The organism is Amycolatopsis sp. NPDC051373, assembly GCF_040689465.1.
Classification (GTDB): domain Bacteria; phylum Actinomycetota; class Actinomycetes; order Mycobacteriales; family Pseudonocardiaceae; genus Amycolatopsis.
This window is the reverse complement of record NZ_JBFBAE010000029.1, coordinates 1-16849: the sequence shown is the minus strand read 5'-3', so window position 1 is coordinate 16849 and position 16849 is coordinate 1. Positions and strand designations below refer to the sequence as shown.

The window sequence follows — 16849 nt, the reverse complement described above, 5'->3', positions numbered from 1 at the left end:
AGTGACGCGAAGTAACCGAAGAGGCTCCTTCCCCGCGGGGAAGGAGCCTTTCTGGTCCGTTCGGAGTTCTAGTGCGCGGCTTCGTTCCACGAACGGCCGTAGCCGACCGAAACCTCCAGCGGCACGGCCAGGTGGTAGGCCGACCCCATGCCCTCGCGCACGAGCTTCTCGACCTCGGCCCGCTCGCCCTCGGCGACCTCCAGCACGAGCTCGTCGTGCACCTGCAACAACACGCGGCTGCGCAGCTTCGCCTTGACCAGCTCGCGGTGCACGTTGAGCATCGCGACCTTGATGATGTCGGCCGCGCTGCCCTGGATCGGCGCGTTGAGCGCCATGCGCTCCGCCATTTCGCGGCGCTGGCGGTTGTCGCTGGTGAGGTCGGGCAGGTAGCGGCGGCGGCCGAAGATCGTCTCGGTGTAGCCGGTCTTCCCGGCTTCGCCGACCACGGACTGCAGGTAGTCGCGCACGCCGCCGAAGCGGTTGAAGTATGCCTCCATCTGCGACTTCGCGTCCTCGGTCGAAATGCGCAGCTGCTGCGAAAGCCCGTAGGCCGACAACCCGTAGGCCAGGCCGTAGGACATCGCCTTGACGCGGTAGCGCTGCTCCGCCGTGATCTCCTCGGCGGGCACGGAGAACGCGCGCGAAGCGACGAACGTGTGCAGGTCCTCGCCGCTGTTGAAGGCCTCGATCAGGCCCTCGTCCGTCGACAGGTGCGCCATGATCCGCATCTCGATCTGGCTGTAGTCCGCGGTCATCAGCTCGACGTAACCTTCGCCGACCACGAACGCGTCGCGGATGCGCCGGCCTTCTTCCGTGCGCACCGGGATGTTCTGCAGGTTCGGGTCGACCGACGACAGCCGCCCGGTCGCGGCGATGGTCTGCTGCAGCGTGGTGTGGATGCGCCCGTCGTCGGCGACCGACTTGATCAGCCCCTCGACGGTGGTGCGCAGCCGCGTGGCGTCGCGGTGTTCGAGCATGTGCTGCAGGAACGGGTGCTCGGTCTTCTCGAACAGGCTCTGCAGCGCCTCGGCGTCGGTGGTATAGCCGGTCTTGGTGCGCTTGGTCTTCGGCATGCCGAGCTCTTCGAACAGCACGACCTGCAGCTGCTTCGGCGAACCGAGGTTGATCTGCTTGCCGATCACCTTGTACGCCTCTTCGGCGGCCTGCGTGACGCGGGTGAGGTAGTGGGCCTCCAGCTCGGTGAGCTGCTCCACGTCCACCGCGATGCCCGCAGCCTCCAGCTCGGTGATGACCTCGAGCAGCGGCAGCTCCAGCTCGGCGAGCAGCTTGGCCCCGCCGAGGTCCTCCAGCTCCTTGCCGAGCGCGCCGGCGAGCTCGAAGATCGCGCGGGCTTTCACCAGCTCGTCGGAGATCTCCTTCTGCTCCAGGCTTTCGGCGCCGCCGTCGAGCAACGACAGCTGGCCGTCGCCCTCGGCGGCCTCCGAGCGCAGCTCGCGGTGCAGGTAGCGCAGCGCCAGGTCGTCGAGCTCGAAGGTCCGCTGGCCGGGCCGCACGAGGTAGGCCGCGAGCGCGGTGTCGAGCACCAGCCCCGCGAGCGTCCAGCCGCGGGCGCGCACCGCGTGCAGCGCCACCTTGAGGTCGTGGCCGATCTTGCGGATCTTCTCGTCGGCCAGCCACGCGGCCAGCGCGGTGTCGTCGGCCTCGTCCATCGCCGTGACGTCGACGTACGCGCCTTCGCCGTCGGCGCACGCGAACGCCAGCGCCCGCAGGTCGGAGCGGATCGACGTGCCCGTGGCACGGAACGCGAGCGCCACCGGCTCGCCCTCGCCGGTGTGCGCGGCGAGCCAGGCTCCGAGCGCGCCGGGCGCGAGCGCCTCGCCCGAGACGTCGAAGCCCTCCTCGGCCTCCGGCTCGGCGCTGCTGAGCGTGGCGAAGAGCCGGTCGCGCAGCACGCGGAACTCCAGCTCGTCGAACAGGCGGTGCACCGCGTCGCGGTCCCACGGCCGCAGCTCCAGCTGGTCGGGGACCATGTCCAGCGGCACGTCGCGCACCAGCTCCGTGAGCTGGCGATTGAGGGTGACCGCCGTCAGGTTCTCGCGCAGCGCGTCGCCGACCTTGCCCTTGACCTCGTCGACGCGGTCGATCAGGTCGGCCAGCGTGCCGAACTGCCGGATCCACTTCGCCGCCGTCTTCTCCCCCACCCCGGGGATGCCCGGCAGGTTGTCCGACGGGTCGCCCCGCAGCGCCGCGAAGTCGGGGTACTGGGTCGGCGTGAGGCCGTACTTCTCCTCCACCGCGTCAGGCGTGAAGCGGACCAGGTCGGACACGCCGCGCTTCGGGTAGAGCACGGTGACGTGCTCGTTGACCAGCTGCAGCGCATCGCGGTCGCCGGTACAGATCAGCACGTCGAAGTTCTCGGCGCCGGCCTGCGTGGTGAGGGTGGCGATGATGTCGTCGGCCTCGAAGTTCTCCTTGACCAGCGACGGGATGCCCAGCACGTCGAGCACCTCTTTGACCAGGTCGACCTGGCCGCGGAACTCGTCGGGCGTGGTGCTGCGGTTGGCCTTGTAGTCGGCGAACGTCTCCGACCGGAACGTCTTGCGCGACAGGTCGAACGCCACCGCGAGGTGCGTGGGCGCCTCGTCGCGCAGCAGGTTGATGAGCATCGAGGTGAAGCCGAACACCGCGTTGGTGACCTGACCGGTCTTCGTCTTGAAGTTCTCCGCGGGCAGTGCGAAGAAGGCGCGGTAGGCCATCGAATGACCGTCGATGAGCAGCAGGCGGGGCCGCTCGGCCGTGGTCGTGGCTGCTGTGGCGTTCGCTACGGTTCGGTTCTCACTCGGGCTCACGGGAGCGAGTCTAAGGTGAGGGCCCGACACTCTTACGTGTCGCATAGGTTGAGGAGCATTGCGTGACCGAGCAGGCCGGCGATTTGGCGCTGGAAACCCGCGCGGGGATCGACCCCGCCGCCGACCAGCAGCTGAACGACAAGATCGGGCTGAAGATTCTCGAGGCCACCCCCGAGCGCGTGGTCGGCACGATCCCCGTCGAGGGCAACCTCCAGCCGTACGGCCTGCTGCACGGCGGAGCCAACGCCACCGTTGCCGAAGCGCTCGGCTCGTACGTCGCCGCGCTAAACGCGGGCACCGACCGCGCCGCGATGGGCCTCGAGCTGTCCTGCACACACCACCGCGCCGTCCGCTCCGGCACGGTCACCGGCGTCGCGACCCCGCTGCACGTCGGGCGCGGCACGATCACCGCGGAGATCGTGCTCACGGACGACCAGGGCCGGCGCACCTGCACGGCTCGTCTCACGTGCGTCGTCCGGGACAAGCCGCCAGGTGCCTGACGCACCCGCTGCCGTGACAACGGCCCCTCACCCACCAGGGCGAGGGGCCGTCGCACAGGGTCTCCGACCTCAGCCGACGCCGAGGTAGGCCTCCTTGATGCTGGTGTCGGCCAGCAATTCCTTACCGGTGCCGGACTTCGTGATCCGCCCGGTCTCCAGCACGTACGCGCGGTGCGCCCGCGAAAGGGCTTGCTGCGCGTTCTGCTCCACCAGCAGCACCGTGGTGCCCTGGCGGTTGATCTCTGTGATGATCCGGAAGATCTGCTGGATGAACTGCGGCGCGAGCCCCATCGACGGCTCGTCGAGCAGCAGCAGCCGCGGCTTCGCCATCAGGGCACGCCCGATGGCCAGCATCTGCTGCTCGCCGCCGGACATCGTGCCGCCCATCTGGGTCTTGCGTTCCGCGAGCCGCGGGAACAGCTCGAAGACGCGGTCGAAGTCCGGCTGCAGGTTTTTCCGGTCCTTGCGCGCATACGCGCCCATGTCGAGGTTCTCGAGCACCGTCATGCCGGGGAAGATGCCCCGGCCTTCGGGTGACTGCGAGATCCCGCGGACCACGCGCAGGTCACCGCGCAGCCGCGAGATGTCCTCGCCGTCGAAGCGGATCGTGCCGGCCGAGATCGGCCGGATCCCGGAGATGGCCCGCATCGTGGTGGACTTGCCCGCGCCGTTGGCCCCGATCAGCGTGACGATCTCGCCCTCGTCGACCGTGATGGACAGGTCCGACACGGCCTGGATCCGGCCGTAGTGGACGGAGACCTCGGACAGCTCAAGCAACGTCATCGTCGGGCACCCCCAGGTAGGCGGCGATCACGGCGGGGTTCGCCCGGATCTCGGCAGGCACCCCTTCGGCGATCTTCTTGCCGAACTCCAGCACCACGATCCGGTCGGTCACGCCCATGACCAGCTTCATGTCGTGTTCGATCAGCAGGACGGTGAAGCCGTCATCGCGGATCGTCCGGATCAGCCCCATGAGCTCTTCCTTCTCCGCCGGGTTGAACCCGGCGGCCGGCTCGTCGAGGCACAGCAGCTTCGGCTCGGTCGCGAGCGCCCGCGCGATCTCCAGGCGCCGCTGGTAACCGTAGGGCAGGTTCTTCGCGCGGTCGGCCGCCCGGTCGGCGATGCCGACGAACTCCAGCAGCGCCATGCCCTTCTCGATCGCCTGCTTCTCCTCGCGGTGGTGGCGAGGCGTGCGCAGCAGGGCGCCGACGAGGCTGGTCTTGTGGCGGGCGTCGGTGCCGACCACCACGTTCTCCAGCGCCGTCATCTCGGAGAAGAGCCGAATGTTCTGAAACGTGCGCGCGATGCCGAGCTGCGTGATGGCGTGGCGCGAGGCCTTGCCGAGCGGCTTGTCCTCCAGCAGCACCTGGCCCGAGGTCGGGCGGTACACGCCGGTCATCGCGTTGAAGCACGTGGTCTTGCCCGCGCCGTTGGGCCCGATCAGGCCCAGGATCTCGCCGCGGCGGATGTCGAACGACACGCCGTCGAGCGCCACGAGACCGCCGAAGCGCACGGTGACGTCGTCGACCTTCAGCAGCGTCTGCCCGACCGCGACGTCGATCTCACGGTCCGGTGCGACGACCTCGGCGACCGCCGCCTCGTGCTCGGCGAGCTGCTCCGCGCTCATCTGGGCGACCTCCGCCACGAGGCCGCCCTCGGCCGGGACCTCGGGGCCCATGCCGTTGCCAGGGGCCGTCATACCTTCTCTCCCGGGGTGTCGGAGGCCAATGAGCCGTCACTGCTGACCTGCTCGCCACGGCCGAGCAGCCGCTGATACGCCTGCCTGCCGTACGTGAGCAGCCGCTGCCGCGCACCGAGCAGGCCCTGCGGGCGAAAGATCATCAGGATGATCAGCGCCAGGCCGAAGATCAGGTACTTGTACTCGGCGATCGCCTGGAACCGCAGCGGGATGTACGCCACCACGATCGCGCCCAGCAGCACCCCGACCTTGTTGCCCGCGCCACCGAGGATCACCGCGGCGAGGAACAGCATGGAGGTGACCACGTCGAACTTCTGGTTGTTCACGAAGCCCAGCTGGCCGGCGTAGAGCGCGCCGGACAGGCCGCCGACCGCCGCGCCGGACACGAACGCCCAGATTTTGAACTTGTACGTCGGCAGGCCCATGATCTCGGCGGCGTCCTCGTCGTCGCGGATCGCGACCCAGGCCCGGCCGACGCGGCTGCGCTCCAGGTTCCCGACGAGGAACAGCACCAGGATGATGAGCGTGACGCACAGCCAGTACCACGGCGTGCCGTCGGAGTTGTTGAACAGCGCGCTTCCGTCGGCGTTGGTGCCCGGCGGGTGCCCCACCGACTGGAACCCACGGTTTCCGCGCAGCGGGTCGACGTTGTCCGCCAGCAGGCGCACGATCTCACCGAACCCGAGCGTGACGATGGCGAGGTAGTCCCCGCGTAGTCGCAGCGTCGGTGTCCCGAGGATCACGCCGAAGATCATCGTGACCACCATGGCAATCGGGAGCACGACGAGGAACGGCAGCTTGTGCAGCGTCGAGTCGGGACTCGTGAACAGCGCCATCACGTACGCGCCGACCGCGAAGAAGCCCACGTAGCCGAGATCCAGCAGACCGGCCTGGCCGACCACGATGTTGAGCCCGATGGCGACCAGCGCGTAGCGGGACACCTCGAACATCGCGATGGGGAAGTCGTAACCCGGCTGCGTGGTGATGATCGGCGGGTTGAGCACGGGCAGCAGGTAGATCACGGCCACGAGGGGCACGAGCACGAGCCACTGCTGAACGCGCGGAAGGTTGTTCCACCAGTCCAAAATCGGCCGCTTGCGCTTCGCCGGCGCGGCCGCGGTGGGCGGCGTCGAAGTCACCGTCATACCCGTGCCTTTCCGAGCGATTCGCCGAGGATGCCGGTCGGGCGGACCATCAGGATCAGCACGAGGAGCACGAACGCGACGACGTCGCGCCACTCCCCGCCGAACAGCGTCTGGCCGTAGTTCTCGACGACACCCAGCAGCAGGCCGCCGAGCAGTGCGCCGCGCAGGTTGCCGATACCACCCAGCACCGCGGCGGTGAACGCCTTGATGCCGAGGATGAACCCGCCCTGGTACGAAGCACCCTGCGGGATCTTCATCATGTAGAACAGGGCCGCTGCACCGGCGAGCAGGCCGCCGATGAGGAACGTGAGCGTGATGACGCGTTCCTTGTTCACGCCCATGAGCGTGGCGGTGTCCGGGTCCTGCGCCACCGCGCGGATGCCGCGGCCGAACTTGGTGCGGTTCACGAACATGTTGGCGGCGAGCATCAGCACGACCGACGCGACGATCGTGATGATCGTGACGTTGGTGACGTCGGCGCCGAAGATCTGGAACACCGGCTCGTTGCGCAACAGGCGGATGCCCTGCTCGGCGTTGCCGCCGCGCCAGATGAAGAGGATCTGCTGCAGCACGAAGGAAGCGCCGATCGCGGTGATCAGGAAGACCAGCTTCGGCGCTCCGCGTTTCCTCAGTGGACGGTAGGCCACGCGTTCGAGGAGCACCGCGGTGCCTCCCGAGACGGCCATCGCCGCCAGCAAGGCCAGCAGCAGGAACCCGATCAGCTCGGCGACCGACAGCTCAGGAGTGTCGCCGGGCCGGAAGCCGAGGCCGAACAAGGTGAACCACACCGCGTAGGCACCGTAGATGAACACCTCGGAGTGGGCGAAGTTGATCAGCTTCAGGACGCCGTAGACGAGGGTGTAGCCCAGCGCCACGAGCGCGTAGATGCTGCCGTAGGCAAGACCGTCGATCGTGTTGGCCCAGAACTGGTCAACAAAGCCTTTCACGTCGAAGGTGATCCAGCTGTCGCCCTGCGCGAGGACGAGCGAGCTCAGGTCATGGGTCATCGACACACTAGTTCTCCATGTGGGTCCGGGGTGCGGGTCCGGCGGGATCGAGCCGCCGGACACGCACCCCGGTAACTGGAACGGAAGCCGGGATTACTTGATCTCGGTGTTGCGGACGATCTTCCCGTTCTCGACCTTGTAGGTCCACACGGTGGTCGCCGACAGCTCACCCTTGTCGTTCCACTTGAAGTGCTTCGTGAGGCCCTGGCCGTCGTAGGTCTTGACGAAGTCGAGCAGGGCCGGGCGCGTGGTCTTGCCCGAGTCGATGCCCTTCAGCAGGATCGTGGCGAGGTCGTAGGCCTCGGGCGAGTAGGTGCCCGGGTCCTTGCCGGTCGCGGCCTTGTAGGCGTCGGTGAACTTGGTGAACTGGTCCGCCGGCACGCACGGGCAGGTGAAGTACGCGTTCTTGGCGGCGTCGCCGGCGCCCTTCACGAACTCGTCGTCCTTCACGCCGTCCGGACCCACGAACTTCGCCGTGACACCGGCGTCGTTCAGCTGCTGCGCGAACGGAGCGGCTTCCTGGTAGTAGCCGGAGTAGAACACCGCGTCCGGGGCGGCGGCCTTGACCTTGTTGACCACGGCCGAGAAGTCGGTCTGCTTGCTCTTGACCTTGTCCTCGCACGCCAGGGCGCTGCCGAGGCCCTGCTTGGTCGTCGCGGCGAGACCGGTGCCGTACTCGGAGTCGTCCTCGATGACACAGACCTTCTTGGCGCCGAGCTCACCGGTCATGAACTTCGCGGCGGCCGGGCCCTGGCTGTTGTCGTTGCCGAGGCCGCGGAAGAAGGTCTTCCAGCCGTTGTCGGCCAGCGTGGGGGCGGTGGCCGACGGGGTGACCGTGACCAGGCCGGCGGTGTTGAAGATGTTGCCCGCGGCCTTGGACTCACCCGAGAACGGGAGGCCGACGACGCCGATGATCGCCGGGGTGTTCACGATCTGGGTCACGATGCCGGGCGCCTTGTCGGGCGTGCCCTCCGTGTCGTACTGCTCCAGCTTGACCTGGCAGCCCGGGTTCGCCTTGTTGTGCTGGTCGACGGCGAGCTTGGCACCGTTCAGGATGTTGATGCCGAGGGCCGCGTTGTTGCCGTTGATGGTGCCGGCGTAGGCGATGGAGGTCGGCGAACACTGCGCCTTGCCGTCGCCCGCGGGGTCGGCGGCGTCCGCGGCGGCCGAAGGCGCTGCCGCCTGCGGGGCTCCGCTGTCGTTTCCGCCAGAACCGCTGTCGGTACGCGCCGCGCACGCGCTCAGGGAGATGGCCCCCGCAGCCGCCAGCACGATGATCTTCGTGAGTCGTGCTCTCTGCACTCTTCCTCCAAATGCCAACCAACCGTTCGAAGCGAACGGCTCGTCCCTATGTGGGAACTGACTGGCCGCTGAAAGTAGCCGCCCCGTGAGGTGTTGCACAGAGTTACCCACTGTCTTGTATCCACATCGTGACGGTCGTCACCGGCAGTAATGGACGTTCTCCACCCGATTGTCGCAATCTGACAACCGGGTAGTGACACTGAGTACTCGGATGGCACCTCAATCGGACCACTTGACGTACGGCCAGATCGATGTTGGCAGTCTAGAGACTCCGCTCAGCAGGTGAAGAAGCAACGGGCCATGAGCAGACTCGAAGGTAGCAAACTTGCCCTCTTGCACCGCGCAGAGCGACGGAAGACCACACCAAAACGGGCGCGACCCCCTGGTCACGCCCGTCTTGCCACTCGGATGGGTGAGGCCTAGCCGATGCTCTCCACCACGGCCTCGGCCACGGCCTTCATCGTCGTGCGGCGGTCCATCGCCGTGCGCTGTATCCACCGGAACGCGTCCGGCTCCGTGAGGCCCTGGCGGCTCATCAGCAGGCCCTTCGCGCGGTCGATGACCTTCCGGGTCTCGAGCCGGTCGGTGAGGCCCGCGACTTCCGCTTCCAGCGCCTGCAGCTCGGAGAAGCGGCTCACGGCCAGCTCGATGGCCGGCACGAGGTCACGCTTCGCGAACGGCTTGACCAGGTACGCCATCGTGCCCGCGTCGCGGGCCCGCTCGACGAGGTCGCGCTGGCTGAACGCGGTGAGGATGACGACCGGCGCGATGCGGTCGCTCGTGATCTTGGCAGCCGCCTCGATGCCGTCGAGTTTCGGCATCTTGACGTCGAGGATGACGAGGTCGGGCTTGAGGTCGGTGGCCAGGTTGATGGCTTCTTCACCATCGCCGGCCTCGCCGACCACCTCGTAGCCCTCCTCACGCAGCATCTCGACCAGGTCGAGCCTGATGAGCGCCTCGTCCTCGGCGACGAGCACACGACGCTGCGGCACGGTGGCGGCACCGTTGGCCTCGGTAGCCTGTTCGGTCACCGGGGTCCTCCTGAAGGCTCGGCGGGACGGTTGACTCGCGGTGACCCGCGAAAGGTCAGCCTACCGGGAACGATCCAGTTCCCAAGATGGCGTTCACCACGAAGTGGCGGGCGCGACACCCCGCCCCCGCCACACGCGCGTCACCGGTGATCGCGTAAAGTCCCTCGCGCTCGCCCCCGTAGCCCAACTGGCAGAGGCAACGGATTCAAAACCCGTCCAGTGAGAGTTCGAATCTCTCCGGGGGCACCACGGCCCACCAGCACAAATCGGCCCCTGACTAGGCGCAATCTGGTCCGGGGCCGATCTTGTGTCAACCGGTGGCGCGCGACGGGAACCGGCAAAGTACGGCTACGCGCGGTCTATTCGCGGTCTACATCCTCCTCGGCCGGCAGGCCCAGGAAGCGCGGTCCGCGCCCGGGCCCCTGCTGGAAGGCGCTGACAGGCGCTCTCGGGGTACCTCACCGTCCCCGCACTCGTCAGTATCGCCGCGCTCGCCTGCTGGCACCTCGACGGCGACACGGCCATTCTGGTCATCACCATCGGCTCGGCCGTGCTCGCCACCGCCACCATCGCCGCCACCATCGCCATCGCCGTCGCCGTCGCCGTCGCCGTCGGCAGCGCGAAGACGAACGACCTCGATGTGCAACCGATACGTCGTACGTTCACCCTTCCTCGCATGGGGAATGTCGGGTGGCAGGACTGGCGGGCCCCGGGCCGATAATGGCCAGGTGACCGGACATGTCGAACTGCGTGAGATCACCGACGACAACCGCGACGCGGTATGCGCCGTGCGTGTCCGGCCGGACCAGAAGAAGTTCGTCGCATCGGTGAAGAAATCGCTGAAGGAAGCGCGCAAGAAACCACAGTTGTCGCCCTGGTATCGCGCTGTGTACGCGGACGACGTGCCTGTCGGTTTCGTCATGCTGAACTGGGCAGTGCCGCCAGGTACGCGCGGCGTGCTCGGCTCATACGTCCTGTGGCGGCTGCTCGTCGGAGCGCAGTTCCAACGCCGCGGCTACGGGCGCGCCGCGCTGGCCCAGGTCATCAAACTGGTCAGGGCGGACGGCGGCACCGAACTGTTCACCAGTTACCAACCGGGAAAGGGCGAACCGTGGCCGTTCTACCGGGGCTTCGGCTTCCAGCCGACCGGCGAGATCGACGACGGCGAGATCGTCCTGCGGTGCGCGCTGACCTAATCCGCCAACCGCGACGACCGGAGGGGCGGTCCGTAGTCCCGTCGCCGCTGGTGGAAGACGGCCTCACGATCCGCCAGCACAGGCAACGAAGTGGGCGGCGCGGTTCGACCCGTACGAACTGTGAACCAGCCGCCGACGGGACGCCGCGCGTGCGGGGGTAGCCCGTGCGTGACGACGAACGGTGCTTCACGCTTCGGGCACCGGCGCGCGATCATGCCTGTATGGCGAGTACATCCGACGACGGGCGATATCCATCGATCGAGCCGCACGAGTCAGGCATGCTGGAGGTCGGCGGCGGCCATTCGCTGTATTGGGAGGTGTCGGGCAGCCCCGACGGCAAGCCGGCCGTCGCGCTGCACGGTGGTCCCGGCTCGGGGAGCTCTCCGGGAACGCGGAGCCTGTTCGACCCGAACCGCTACCGCGTGGTCCTGTTCGACCAGCGCAACTCCGGGCGCAGCACCCCTTCGGCGACCGACCCGGTCGTCGACCTGTCGGCGAACACCACCCAGCACCTCATCGCCGACATCGAGGCGCTACGAGTCCACCTGGGAATCGAGCGCTGGCTGGTGTGGGGTGGCTCGTGGGGCGTCACCCTCGCCCTCGCCTACGCGCAGGCCCAGCCGGAGCGGGTGACCGAAATGGTGCTTAAAGCCGTGACCAACGGCGCTCGGCGCGACTGGATCACTCGTGACGTGGGCCGCGTTTTCCCGCGCGAGTGGGAACGGTTCCGCGACGGCGTGCCGGCCGCCGAACGCGACGGCGACCTGTCCGCCGCCTACAGCCGACTGCTCCACGATCCCGACCCCGAGCTCCGCGCCAAGGCCGCACACGGGTGGTGCGAGTGGGAGGACGCGCACATGTCGCTGGCCCCCGACGCCGCACCGTCCTTGTCCGTCGCCCACCCGGCATTTCAGCTGGCCTTCGCCCGCATCGTGACCCACTACTGGTCCCACGGCTGCTTTCTCGACGAAGGGCAGCTCCTACGCGACATCGAACGGCTCCACGGCATTCCGGCCGTCCTGATCCACGGGCGTTACGACGTCAGCAGCCCGCTCGACACAGCCTGGGCACTGCACCGGGCCTGGCCCGAAAGCGAACTCGTCGTTCTCGACGACACCGGTCACCGCGGCGGCAGCATGACCGCTGCGATTATCGCCGCCACCGACCGCTTCGCCCGAGCGGCCGCGGACCAGATCCACTGACCGCTGACACCCGAAACCCGTCCGGTGAGATTGCGAATCTCACCGGGGTACCAGGCGTCACCAACAGAAGACGGCCCCTGACCAGGCGGTACCCGGTCAGGGGCCAGATCTTGTGTCGTCCAGTAGCGCGGACCGATCGGCAAAGTGCGACTGTGCGCGGTGTATTCAAGGTCCACGTTTATCACGGCGGAAACGAATGGTGCCCTACTCGTCCTCGGCCAGACCGAGCATTGTGGCGATCTTCGCCAGCGAAACCTCTTCCAACCCTGACAGCACCTTGGCGTACACCTCGTGCAGTACAGCAACTGAGTGCCCGGCCCAGGCAGCCACCTGCGCGGACTGTACGCCGGCCGCCAGCCATGTCGACACACACGCGTGCCGCAGGTCGTACGGCCGACGCGCCAGCGGCGATCGGTACTCCTCCTCGGATAGCGCCGCCTTGCGGGCCTTGTCCCAGACCCGAGCCAGCGTCGACTCCGCGATGTCACCGCCGCCGAGGCCCCGGAACAGGCGACCGTCCTCCGCGACGCCGTACTGCTCGACGTGGCGGTGCAACATCGCAGTCAGCGGCGGTGGACACGGCACTGGTCGCACCTCACCCTTCGCGCGCTGCTTGAGCTGACGGCGGTCGCGGCGCTCGCCGTTGTCCGTCCACGCCGCACCCGCGATCGGCGCAGTCTCGGATAGCAGCAGCTCGCCCCGGCCCTTCCGCGGCAGTTTGAGGTCGACGTCTCGCAGCATGGCCGCCTCCTCTGGGCGGAGCGCCGAGTAGTACATCGTCCCGAAGCACGCAACCAGTCGCGGCCCCGACGATTGCCGCGCCACGATCACCGGCTCGGAGGACCCAGCCGGCACCCGCATCACCGTCTGCTCGGCAACCGCCGCCAGCAGCTGCGGCCCTTGCCGCGTGTTGACGACCACGCGCGTATCGATCGCCCGCACTCGTTTGGGTGCGGTCCACTTCACCTCGGGCAACCGGTTCTTCAGGAGCAGCCTCTTCTCCACAGCGAACTCCAGTGCGTTGAACAGGACAGCGCGCTTCCGGTAGACGGTTTTCGCCGCTGCGGCCTTGCCGTCCATCTTCAGCGCGAGCTGATCGAGCACTCTCCGAAGCATCGTGAGGTCGTCGAGCCGTGACACCTTGACGGTGTTCGAACCCAGCCACATGAGCGCGGCCTCAATGTCGGCAGGGTTGCTCGTATCCCGTCTGTGGGAGTTGTAGGCCCAGCCGGTCATCGCCCGGCGCAGCACCTTGTCCTCCGGCTTGCCGCGTGAGCTCGCGAGGAGGGCCAACGTCGCCGTCGCGAGCGCATCAGCATTGCCCGCACGGGACTTCGCGGCGGCGCGAGACCACTTCATGTCCACGTACTCTTGCGCGAACGTGAACCACGGCTGGTCGTTCTCAGCTCGTGCCATCGACACAGGAAGTCCATCGACAACCCGGAACGCCTCTCCGTTGCGCTGAGCCACAACCAGCTTGGAGCGGAAGCTCTCCGCCAGCGCTGAAGTCGCGTACGTCTTCGGGAACTCCTGGCCGGCGACAACCCAGCGCACGACATAGGACTTCTTTCCCGGCTTCCCGTCCTTGTGCGCGCGACCGGTTTTCACGCGCACGTCCCAGATACGGACATCGAACGTTGTTTCCATCACGCAGTCACCTCCGCGCGTGAGTGCAGCCAGCGATCCAGCTCGGATCGCCGGAACCGCAACTTCCCGTTGGGCAGTTTCAGGCATGGCGGTGCGCACTTCTTCGCACGCCAGTCGTTGAATGTTGATCGGTTGATTCGCAGCTCGGCGCACACTTCTTCAAGCGTCAGCATCACGCTGGACCGGTCATTCGTAGGCATAGAAAAGAGACCTTTCGAATCATTTTTTGGTCAGCAAAGTTCCCTGGACGTTTTCGGTTTCGTCCGCAGCAAATTCGGAGTCAGCGTGAAGCTCGGCTACTCTCGCTCAATTTCATCAGCGCCGAGCGTGGTTTATGACCACCTACAAGTGGGGGCCTCTTCGTCCATCCCGTCGACCTGGCGCCAGCCCGATCAGGTCTGTCAAGGGGGCACCTTCCTGCTGTGGTGAGCGTGCCTGCGGTCTGCCCCCTTGACAGGCCTGATAGCCCTTGTGGAGGTCGGCGGGATGGACGACAGGCACACACGAACGCAACCGTTCTGCTCTTCTCGACCATCCTGGAGACCTGCCCGTCCGGCGAGGACATATCTTTTTCTTTTCGCCTCTCCGGCCCGCAGGGCATCACCCTTTCGGTCCACATCTCCCCTGCTCGGTGGCAGTTCTTGTCGGTGCTGGGTGTCACCATCGGCGGTATGGAGTTGACGGGAAGCGATTTCGACAAGATCCCGCCGGGGAACGTGCGCGGGGTATCGAAGGTGGAGTTCGCGCGGTAGCCGGAGGTGTTCGCGCGGTCGCTGGAGCCGGAGGAGGCCCAGCGGCTGGTCAAGATCACGAGGTCCGCCCGGGATCGGGTGCGGCTGCGACGATCCGGGATTGTGCTGGCCTCGTCGCAAGGCCGGTCCGCGAAGGAGATCGCGGCGATGTTCGCCGCGACCGAAGGCTATGTGCGGGAGGTGATCCACGCGTTCAACGAGTCCGGGTTCGCGGCGTTGTCCCCAAACGCCAGCGCCGCGACACCCTCGAACTCGCCGGCTGGCTCGCCCTCCTCGTCGGCTGTCTTGAGTACGACCTCGGCGACCGTCGAGCCGCTGAGGCGACTCGACAGGCCGCACTGAGCCTAGGCAAGGAGGTGGGCAGCGCCGGCATCATGGGCTGGGCGCACGAGATGACGGCGTGGTTCGCCCTCACTGCCGGCGACTATCGCGGCGTGCTGGCGGCTGGGCAAGCTGGCGAGCTAGTGCCTCATCAGGCCGCCGAATCCCGACGCCGCGATGCCGCAATGCGCCGCGCCGAGGCCGAGACCGCCGCGGACGAGCCGAAAAGGACCCAGCTACTCCAGGAAGCGGCCGAGGCTGACGCGCTCGCGACCGTGCTCGACCGGCGTGCGGCCGAACTGGAGACTGCGGACGAGACGCGGGCGATGCGGTACGCCCACACCGCGGAGACTCGCGCTGCCGCCGACCGGGCACAGTCGGAGCTGAACTCTCGCAACGTCGCCGCCGACGAAGTACCGCGGGTCACGACGGTTGAATGGCTCGCCGCCCACAACGAGCACATGGCCATCGAGGACGCCCACCGAGAAGCCACCGACGAGCACGACCTCGCCGACGTCGCCGAGCAGCGCGCCGCCGACCTGGCTGAAGTGGAGGCGAGCGGCCCGGAGGCGACCGCCAGCGCGGCCGAGGAGCACTCGACGGAGACCGACGCACCGGACCTGCGGGACGTCGCGGCAAGCGAAGACAAGGCGACGCACTCGGAGGAGGTGCGGGTGCCGCCAGCGGCCGAGGCCGCCGACACGATCGACCGTGCACAGCGAGCCCTGCGCGAGGTTCAGGCGCGCGAAGCCGCTGACGCTCAGCGCGCTGCCGAGGAAGCACAGGCCGCGGAGATGTACCGCCGCCACACCGTGGACACCGCCGAGGCAGCGGCGGTCGACGCCGATGCGGCGGTGGCGTCGTGACCGGTCAGCTCGCGATGCTTGGCCATGGTGGGGCGGGGACCTTGATCGGAGGGTTCCCGTTGCCCCACCACGCCCACTCGAACGTCCAGTACACCTGCTCCAGCCAGCCCGGGCGCATCGTCAGCCAGTACGGCACCGGCCGACGACCGAGCAGCTTCGCCGCCGCCAGCGACTCCTCCAGGATCGTTTCCTCGATCGCCGACCCGAACCGCTGCGTCACCGGGGCGTCCGCCATGTGCCACTTACCGTTGGCCGGCCGCACCGTCGCCGTAGCCAACCACCGGCACGTCTGCACCACACCGAAGCGCGCCCACGACAGCGGCTCACGCTCGTACAGCTGCTCCGCGGCGAGCCACAAGGCCAAGAAGAACCGCATCCTCGACCTCTACGATCACCCACCCGCCGACGGGCGAGTGATCTGTGTCGATGAGTTCGGGCCGCTGAACCTGCAACCCCGCCCCGGCCGCGGCTGGTTTCCCCGCAGCCGCCCGGCCCGGCTGCGCGCGACCTACACCCGCACCAAGGGTGTCCGGCAGATGTTCGCTGCGCTCGACCTGGCCTCCGGGCAGATGTTCTACCGGTTCCGCGACCGCAAACGCTGGCAGCAGTTCCTCGACTTCTGCAAGCAACTGCGCCGCCGCTTCCCGACCGGGAAGCTCTACCTGGTCAGCGACAACTACGGACCACACGGCAAGGCCGAGGTCCGGGACTGGTGCGCGGCCAACGACATCGAACTGATCTACACACCCACCAACGCGTCCTGGCTGAACTGGATCGAGTGCGAGTTCACCGCGGTCCGCTACTTCACCCTCGACGGCAGCGACTACCCCAGCCACGCCGCCCAAGAAGCCGCCATCGCGGGCTACCTCCGCTGGCGCAACCGCCACAGCCACCCCAAACGCCACTTCGCCATCAACTCCAAAATCCGCCGCCCCGATTACCTACCCAACGTTGCTTGATACGGCACTAGTCTCCGGGACACACAGCGTCTCGGTCCCGCTGATCGCGCAGCAGGCGAAGGCGTACGCCCGAATGGGTATGCCCGCCGAGATGAACTCAACGCTTGAGCGCGGGCGCGTCGCCCTTGACAAGCTCGAATACCCGGCGAACATCGACAACCACTTCGTCGTCGACCCGTCCAAGTACGATTTCTACGCGATGGACTGCTACCGCCACATCGGCGAGGACCGGCTCGCACGCGAACTGTCCGAGGAAGTCATCCGAGTCAGCTCCGGCTTTCAGGACCAGAACCGGTGGCCTATGCGCATCGCGGAAGCTTGATGCGCCCCGGGTTCTGTGCAGGCTCTGATCTCAGGGAGGATGCAGAGCATGCCGGCACCGAAGAAGTACAGCGACGAGCTGCGTGAGCGG

The 16849-nt window shown here is 67.5% G+C and carries 18 protein-coding genes and 1 tRNA gene; 9 read left to right on the top strand and 10 right to left on the bottom strand.

Features of this window, described 5'->3' with window-relative positions; genetic code table 11:
- Positions 1–68 precede the first annotated feature (68 nt).
- Positions 69–2810 carry a DNA polymerase I gene (gene polA, locus AB0383_RS39505; RefSeq protein ID WP_364185586.1) on the bottom strand — a complete coding sequence of 914 codons (2742 nt, stop codon included), beginning with the start codon at positions 2808–2810 and terminating at the stop codon, positions 69–71.
- 62 nt (positions 2811–2872) lie between these two features.
- Here polA and AB0383_RS39500 point away from each other — a divergent pair, with 62 nt between their 5' ends.
- Positions 2873–3310 carry a hotdog fold thioesterase gene (locus tag AB0383_RS39500; protein ID WP_364185584.1) on the top strand — a complete coding sequence of 146 codons (438 nt, stop codon included), beginning with the start codon at positions 2873–2875 and terminating at the stop codon, positions 3308–3310.
- A gap of 69 nt (positions 3311–3379) precedes the next feature.
- Here the strand turns inward: AB0383_RS39500 and AB0383_RS39495 are convergent, their stop codons facing one another.
- The 6 genes from AB0383_RS39495 to AB0383_RS39470 form a co-directional block, all read right to left on the bottom strand.
- Complete coding sequence (locus AB0383_RS39495) at positions 3380–4093, bottom strand: ABC transporter ATP-binding protein (RefSeq protein WP_364185582.1); 714 nt, start codon at positions 4091–4093, stop codon at positions 3380–3382.
- Complete coding sequence (locus AB0383_RS39490) at positions 4080–5009, bottom strand: ABC transporter ATP-binding protein (RefSeq protein WP_364185580.1); 930 nt, start codon at positions 5007–5009, stop codon at positions 4080–4082. The genes AB0383_RS39495 and AB0383_RS39490 overlap by 14 nt, the downstream gene beginning before the upstream one ends.
- On the bottom strand, positions 5006–6154 hold the full coding sequence (locus tag AB0383_RS39485) for a branched-chain amino acid ABC transporter permease (RefSeq protein ID WP_366190014.1): 1149 nt from the start codon (positions 6152–6154) through the stop codon (positions 5006–5008). The genes AB0383_RS39490 and AB0383_RS39485 overlap by 4 nt, the downstream gene beginning before the upstream one ends.
- Positions 6151–7161, bottom strand: a complete 1011-nt coding sequence (locus AB0383_RS39480; protein WP_364185576.1) for a branched-chain amino acid ABC transporter permease — start codon at positions 7159–7161, stop codon at positions 6151–6153. Before AB0383_RS39480 ends, AB0383_RS39485 begins: the two co-directional genes overlap by 4 nt.
- 93 nt (positions 7162–7254) lie before the next feature.
- A complete protein-coding gene (locus AB0383_RS39475) occupies positions 7255–8433 on the bottom strand; it encodes a branched-chain amino acid ABC transporter substrate-binding protein (RefSeq protein ID WP_364185765.1) in 1179 nt (392 codons plus the stop codon).
- A 449-nt stretch (positions 8434–8882) separates the two neighbouring features.
- A complete protein-coding gene (locus AB0383_RS39470) occupies positions 8883–9494 on the bottom strand; it encodes a response regulator (RefSeq protein WP_220242049.1) in 612 nt (203 codons plus the stop codon).
- Positions 9495–9666: 172 nt separating this feature from the next.
- Between AB0383_RS39470 and AB0383_RS39465 the strand changes: the two genes are divergently transcribed.
- The 4 genes from AB0383_RS39465 to pip all read left to right on the top strand — a co-directional run bounded on the left by AB0383_RS39465 (position 9667) and on the right by pip (position 11892).
- Positions 9667–9743: transfer RNA gene (locus tag AB0383_RS39465), tRNA-Leu, on the top strand.
- A gap of 301 nt (positions 9744–10044) precedes the next feature.
- On the top strand, positions 10045–10215 hold the full coding sequence (locus AB0383_RS39460; RefSeq protein ID WP_364185574.1) for a hypothetical protein: 171 nt from the start codon (positions 10045–10047) through the stop codon (positions 10213–10215).
- 7 nt (positions 10216–10222) lie between these two features.
- A complete protein-coding gene (locus tag AB0383_RS39455; protein ID WP_364185573.1) occupies positions 10223–10690 on the top strand; it encodes a GNAT family N-acetyltransferase in 468 nt (155 codons plus the stop codon).
- A gap of 221 nt (positions 10691–10911) precedes the next feature.
- Positions 10912–11892, top strand: coding sequence for a prolyl aminopeptidase (gene pip / locus AB0383_RS39450; RefSeq protein WP_364185571.1), 981 nt, complete (start codon positions 10912–10914; stop codon positions 11890–11892).
- Positions 11893–12096: 204 nt separating this feature from the next.
- Here pip and AB0383_RS39445 read toward each other — a convergent pair whose 3' ends face one another.
- Positions 12097–13539, bottom strand: coding sequence for an integrase (locus AB0383_RS39445; RefSeq protein ID WP_364185763.1), 1443 nt, complete (start codon positions 13537–13539; stop codon positions 12097–12099).
- Positions 13539–13712, bottom strand: coding sequence for a helix-turn-helix domain-containing protein (locus AB0383_RS39440; RefSeq protein ID WP_364185761.1), 174 nt, complete (start codon positions 13710–13712; stop codon positions 13539–13541). The genes AB0383_RS39445 and AB0383_RS39440 overlap by 1 nt, the downstream gene beginning before the upstream one ends.
- Before the next feature lie 585 nt (positions 13713–14297).
- Between AB0383_RS39440 and AB0383_RS39435 the strand changes: the two genes are divergently transcribed.
- Together AB0383_RS39435 and AB0383_RS39430 are read left to right on the top strand one after the other, a co-directional pair.
- On the top strand, positions 14298–14633 hold the full coding sequence (locus tag AB0383_RS39435; protein ID WP_364185569.1) for a helix-turn-helix domain-containing protein: 336 nt from the start codon (positions 14298–14300) through the stop codon (positions 14631–14633).
- A 14-nt stretch (positions 14634–14647) separates the two neighbouring features.
- A complete protein-coding gene (locus AB0383_RS39430) occupies positions 14648–15478 on the top strand; it encodes a hypothetical protein (protein WP_364185567.1) in 831 nt (276 codons plus the stop codon).
- 4 nt (positions 15479–15482) lie between these two features.
- On the opposite strand, the gene AB0383_RS39425 is transcribed toward AB0383_RS39430, so the two are convergent.
- Entirely contained in the window at positions 15483–15854 is a 372-nt protein-coding gene (locus AB0383_RS39425; protein ID WP_364185565.1) for a hypothetical protein, read from the bottom strand.
- Between the two features lie 37 nt (positions 15855–15891).
- On the opposite strand from AB0383_RS39425, the gene AB0383_RS39420 reads away from it, so the two are divergent.
- Both AB0383_RS39420 and AB0383_RS39415 read left to right on the top strand, forming a co-directional pair.
- A complete protein-coding gene (locus AB0383_RS39420; RefSeq protein ID WP_364185563.1) occupies positions 15892–16437 on the top strand; it encodes a transposase in 546 nt (181 codons plus the stop codon).
- Between the two features lie 91 nt (positions 16438–16528).
- The gene (locus AB0383_RS39415; protein ID WP_364185561.1) at positions 16529–16759 is read left to right on the top strand and encodes a hypothetical protein; all 231 of its coding nucleotides are present in this window, start codon (positions 16529–16531) and stop codon (positions 16757–16759) included.
- Positions 16760–16849: the final 90 nt, after the last annotated feature.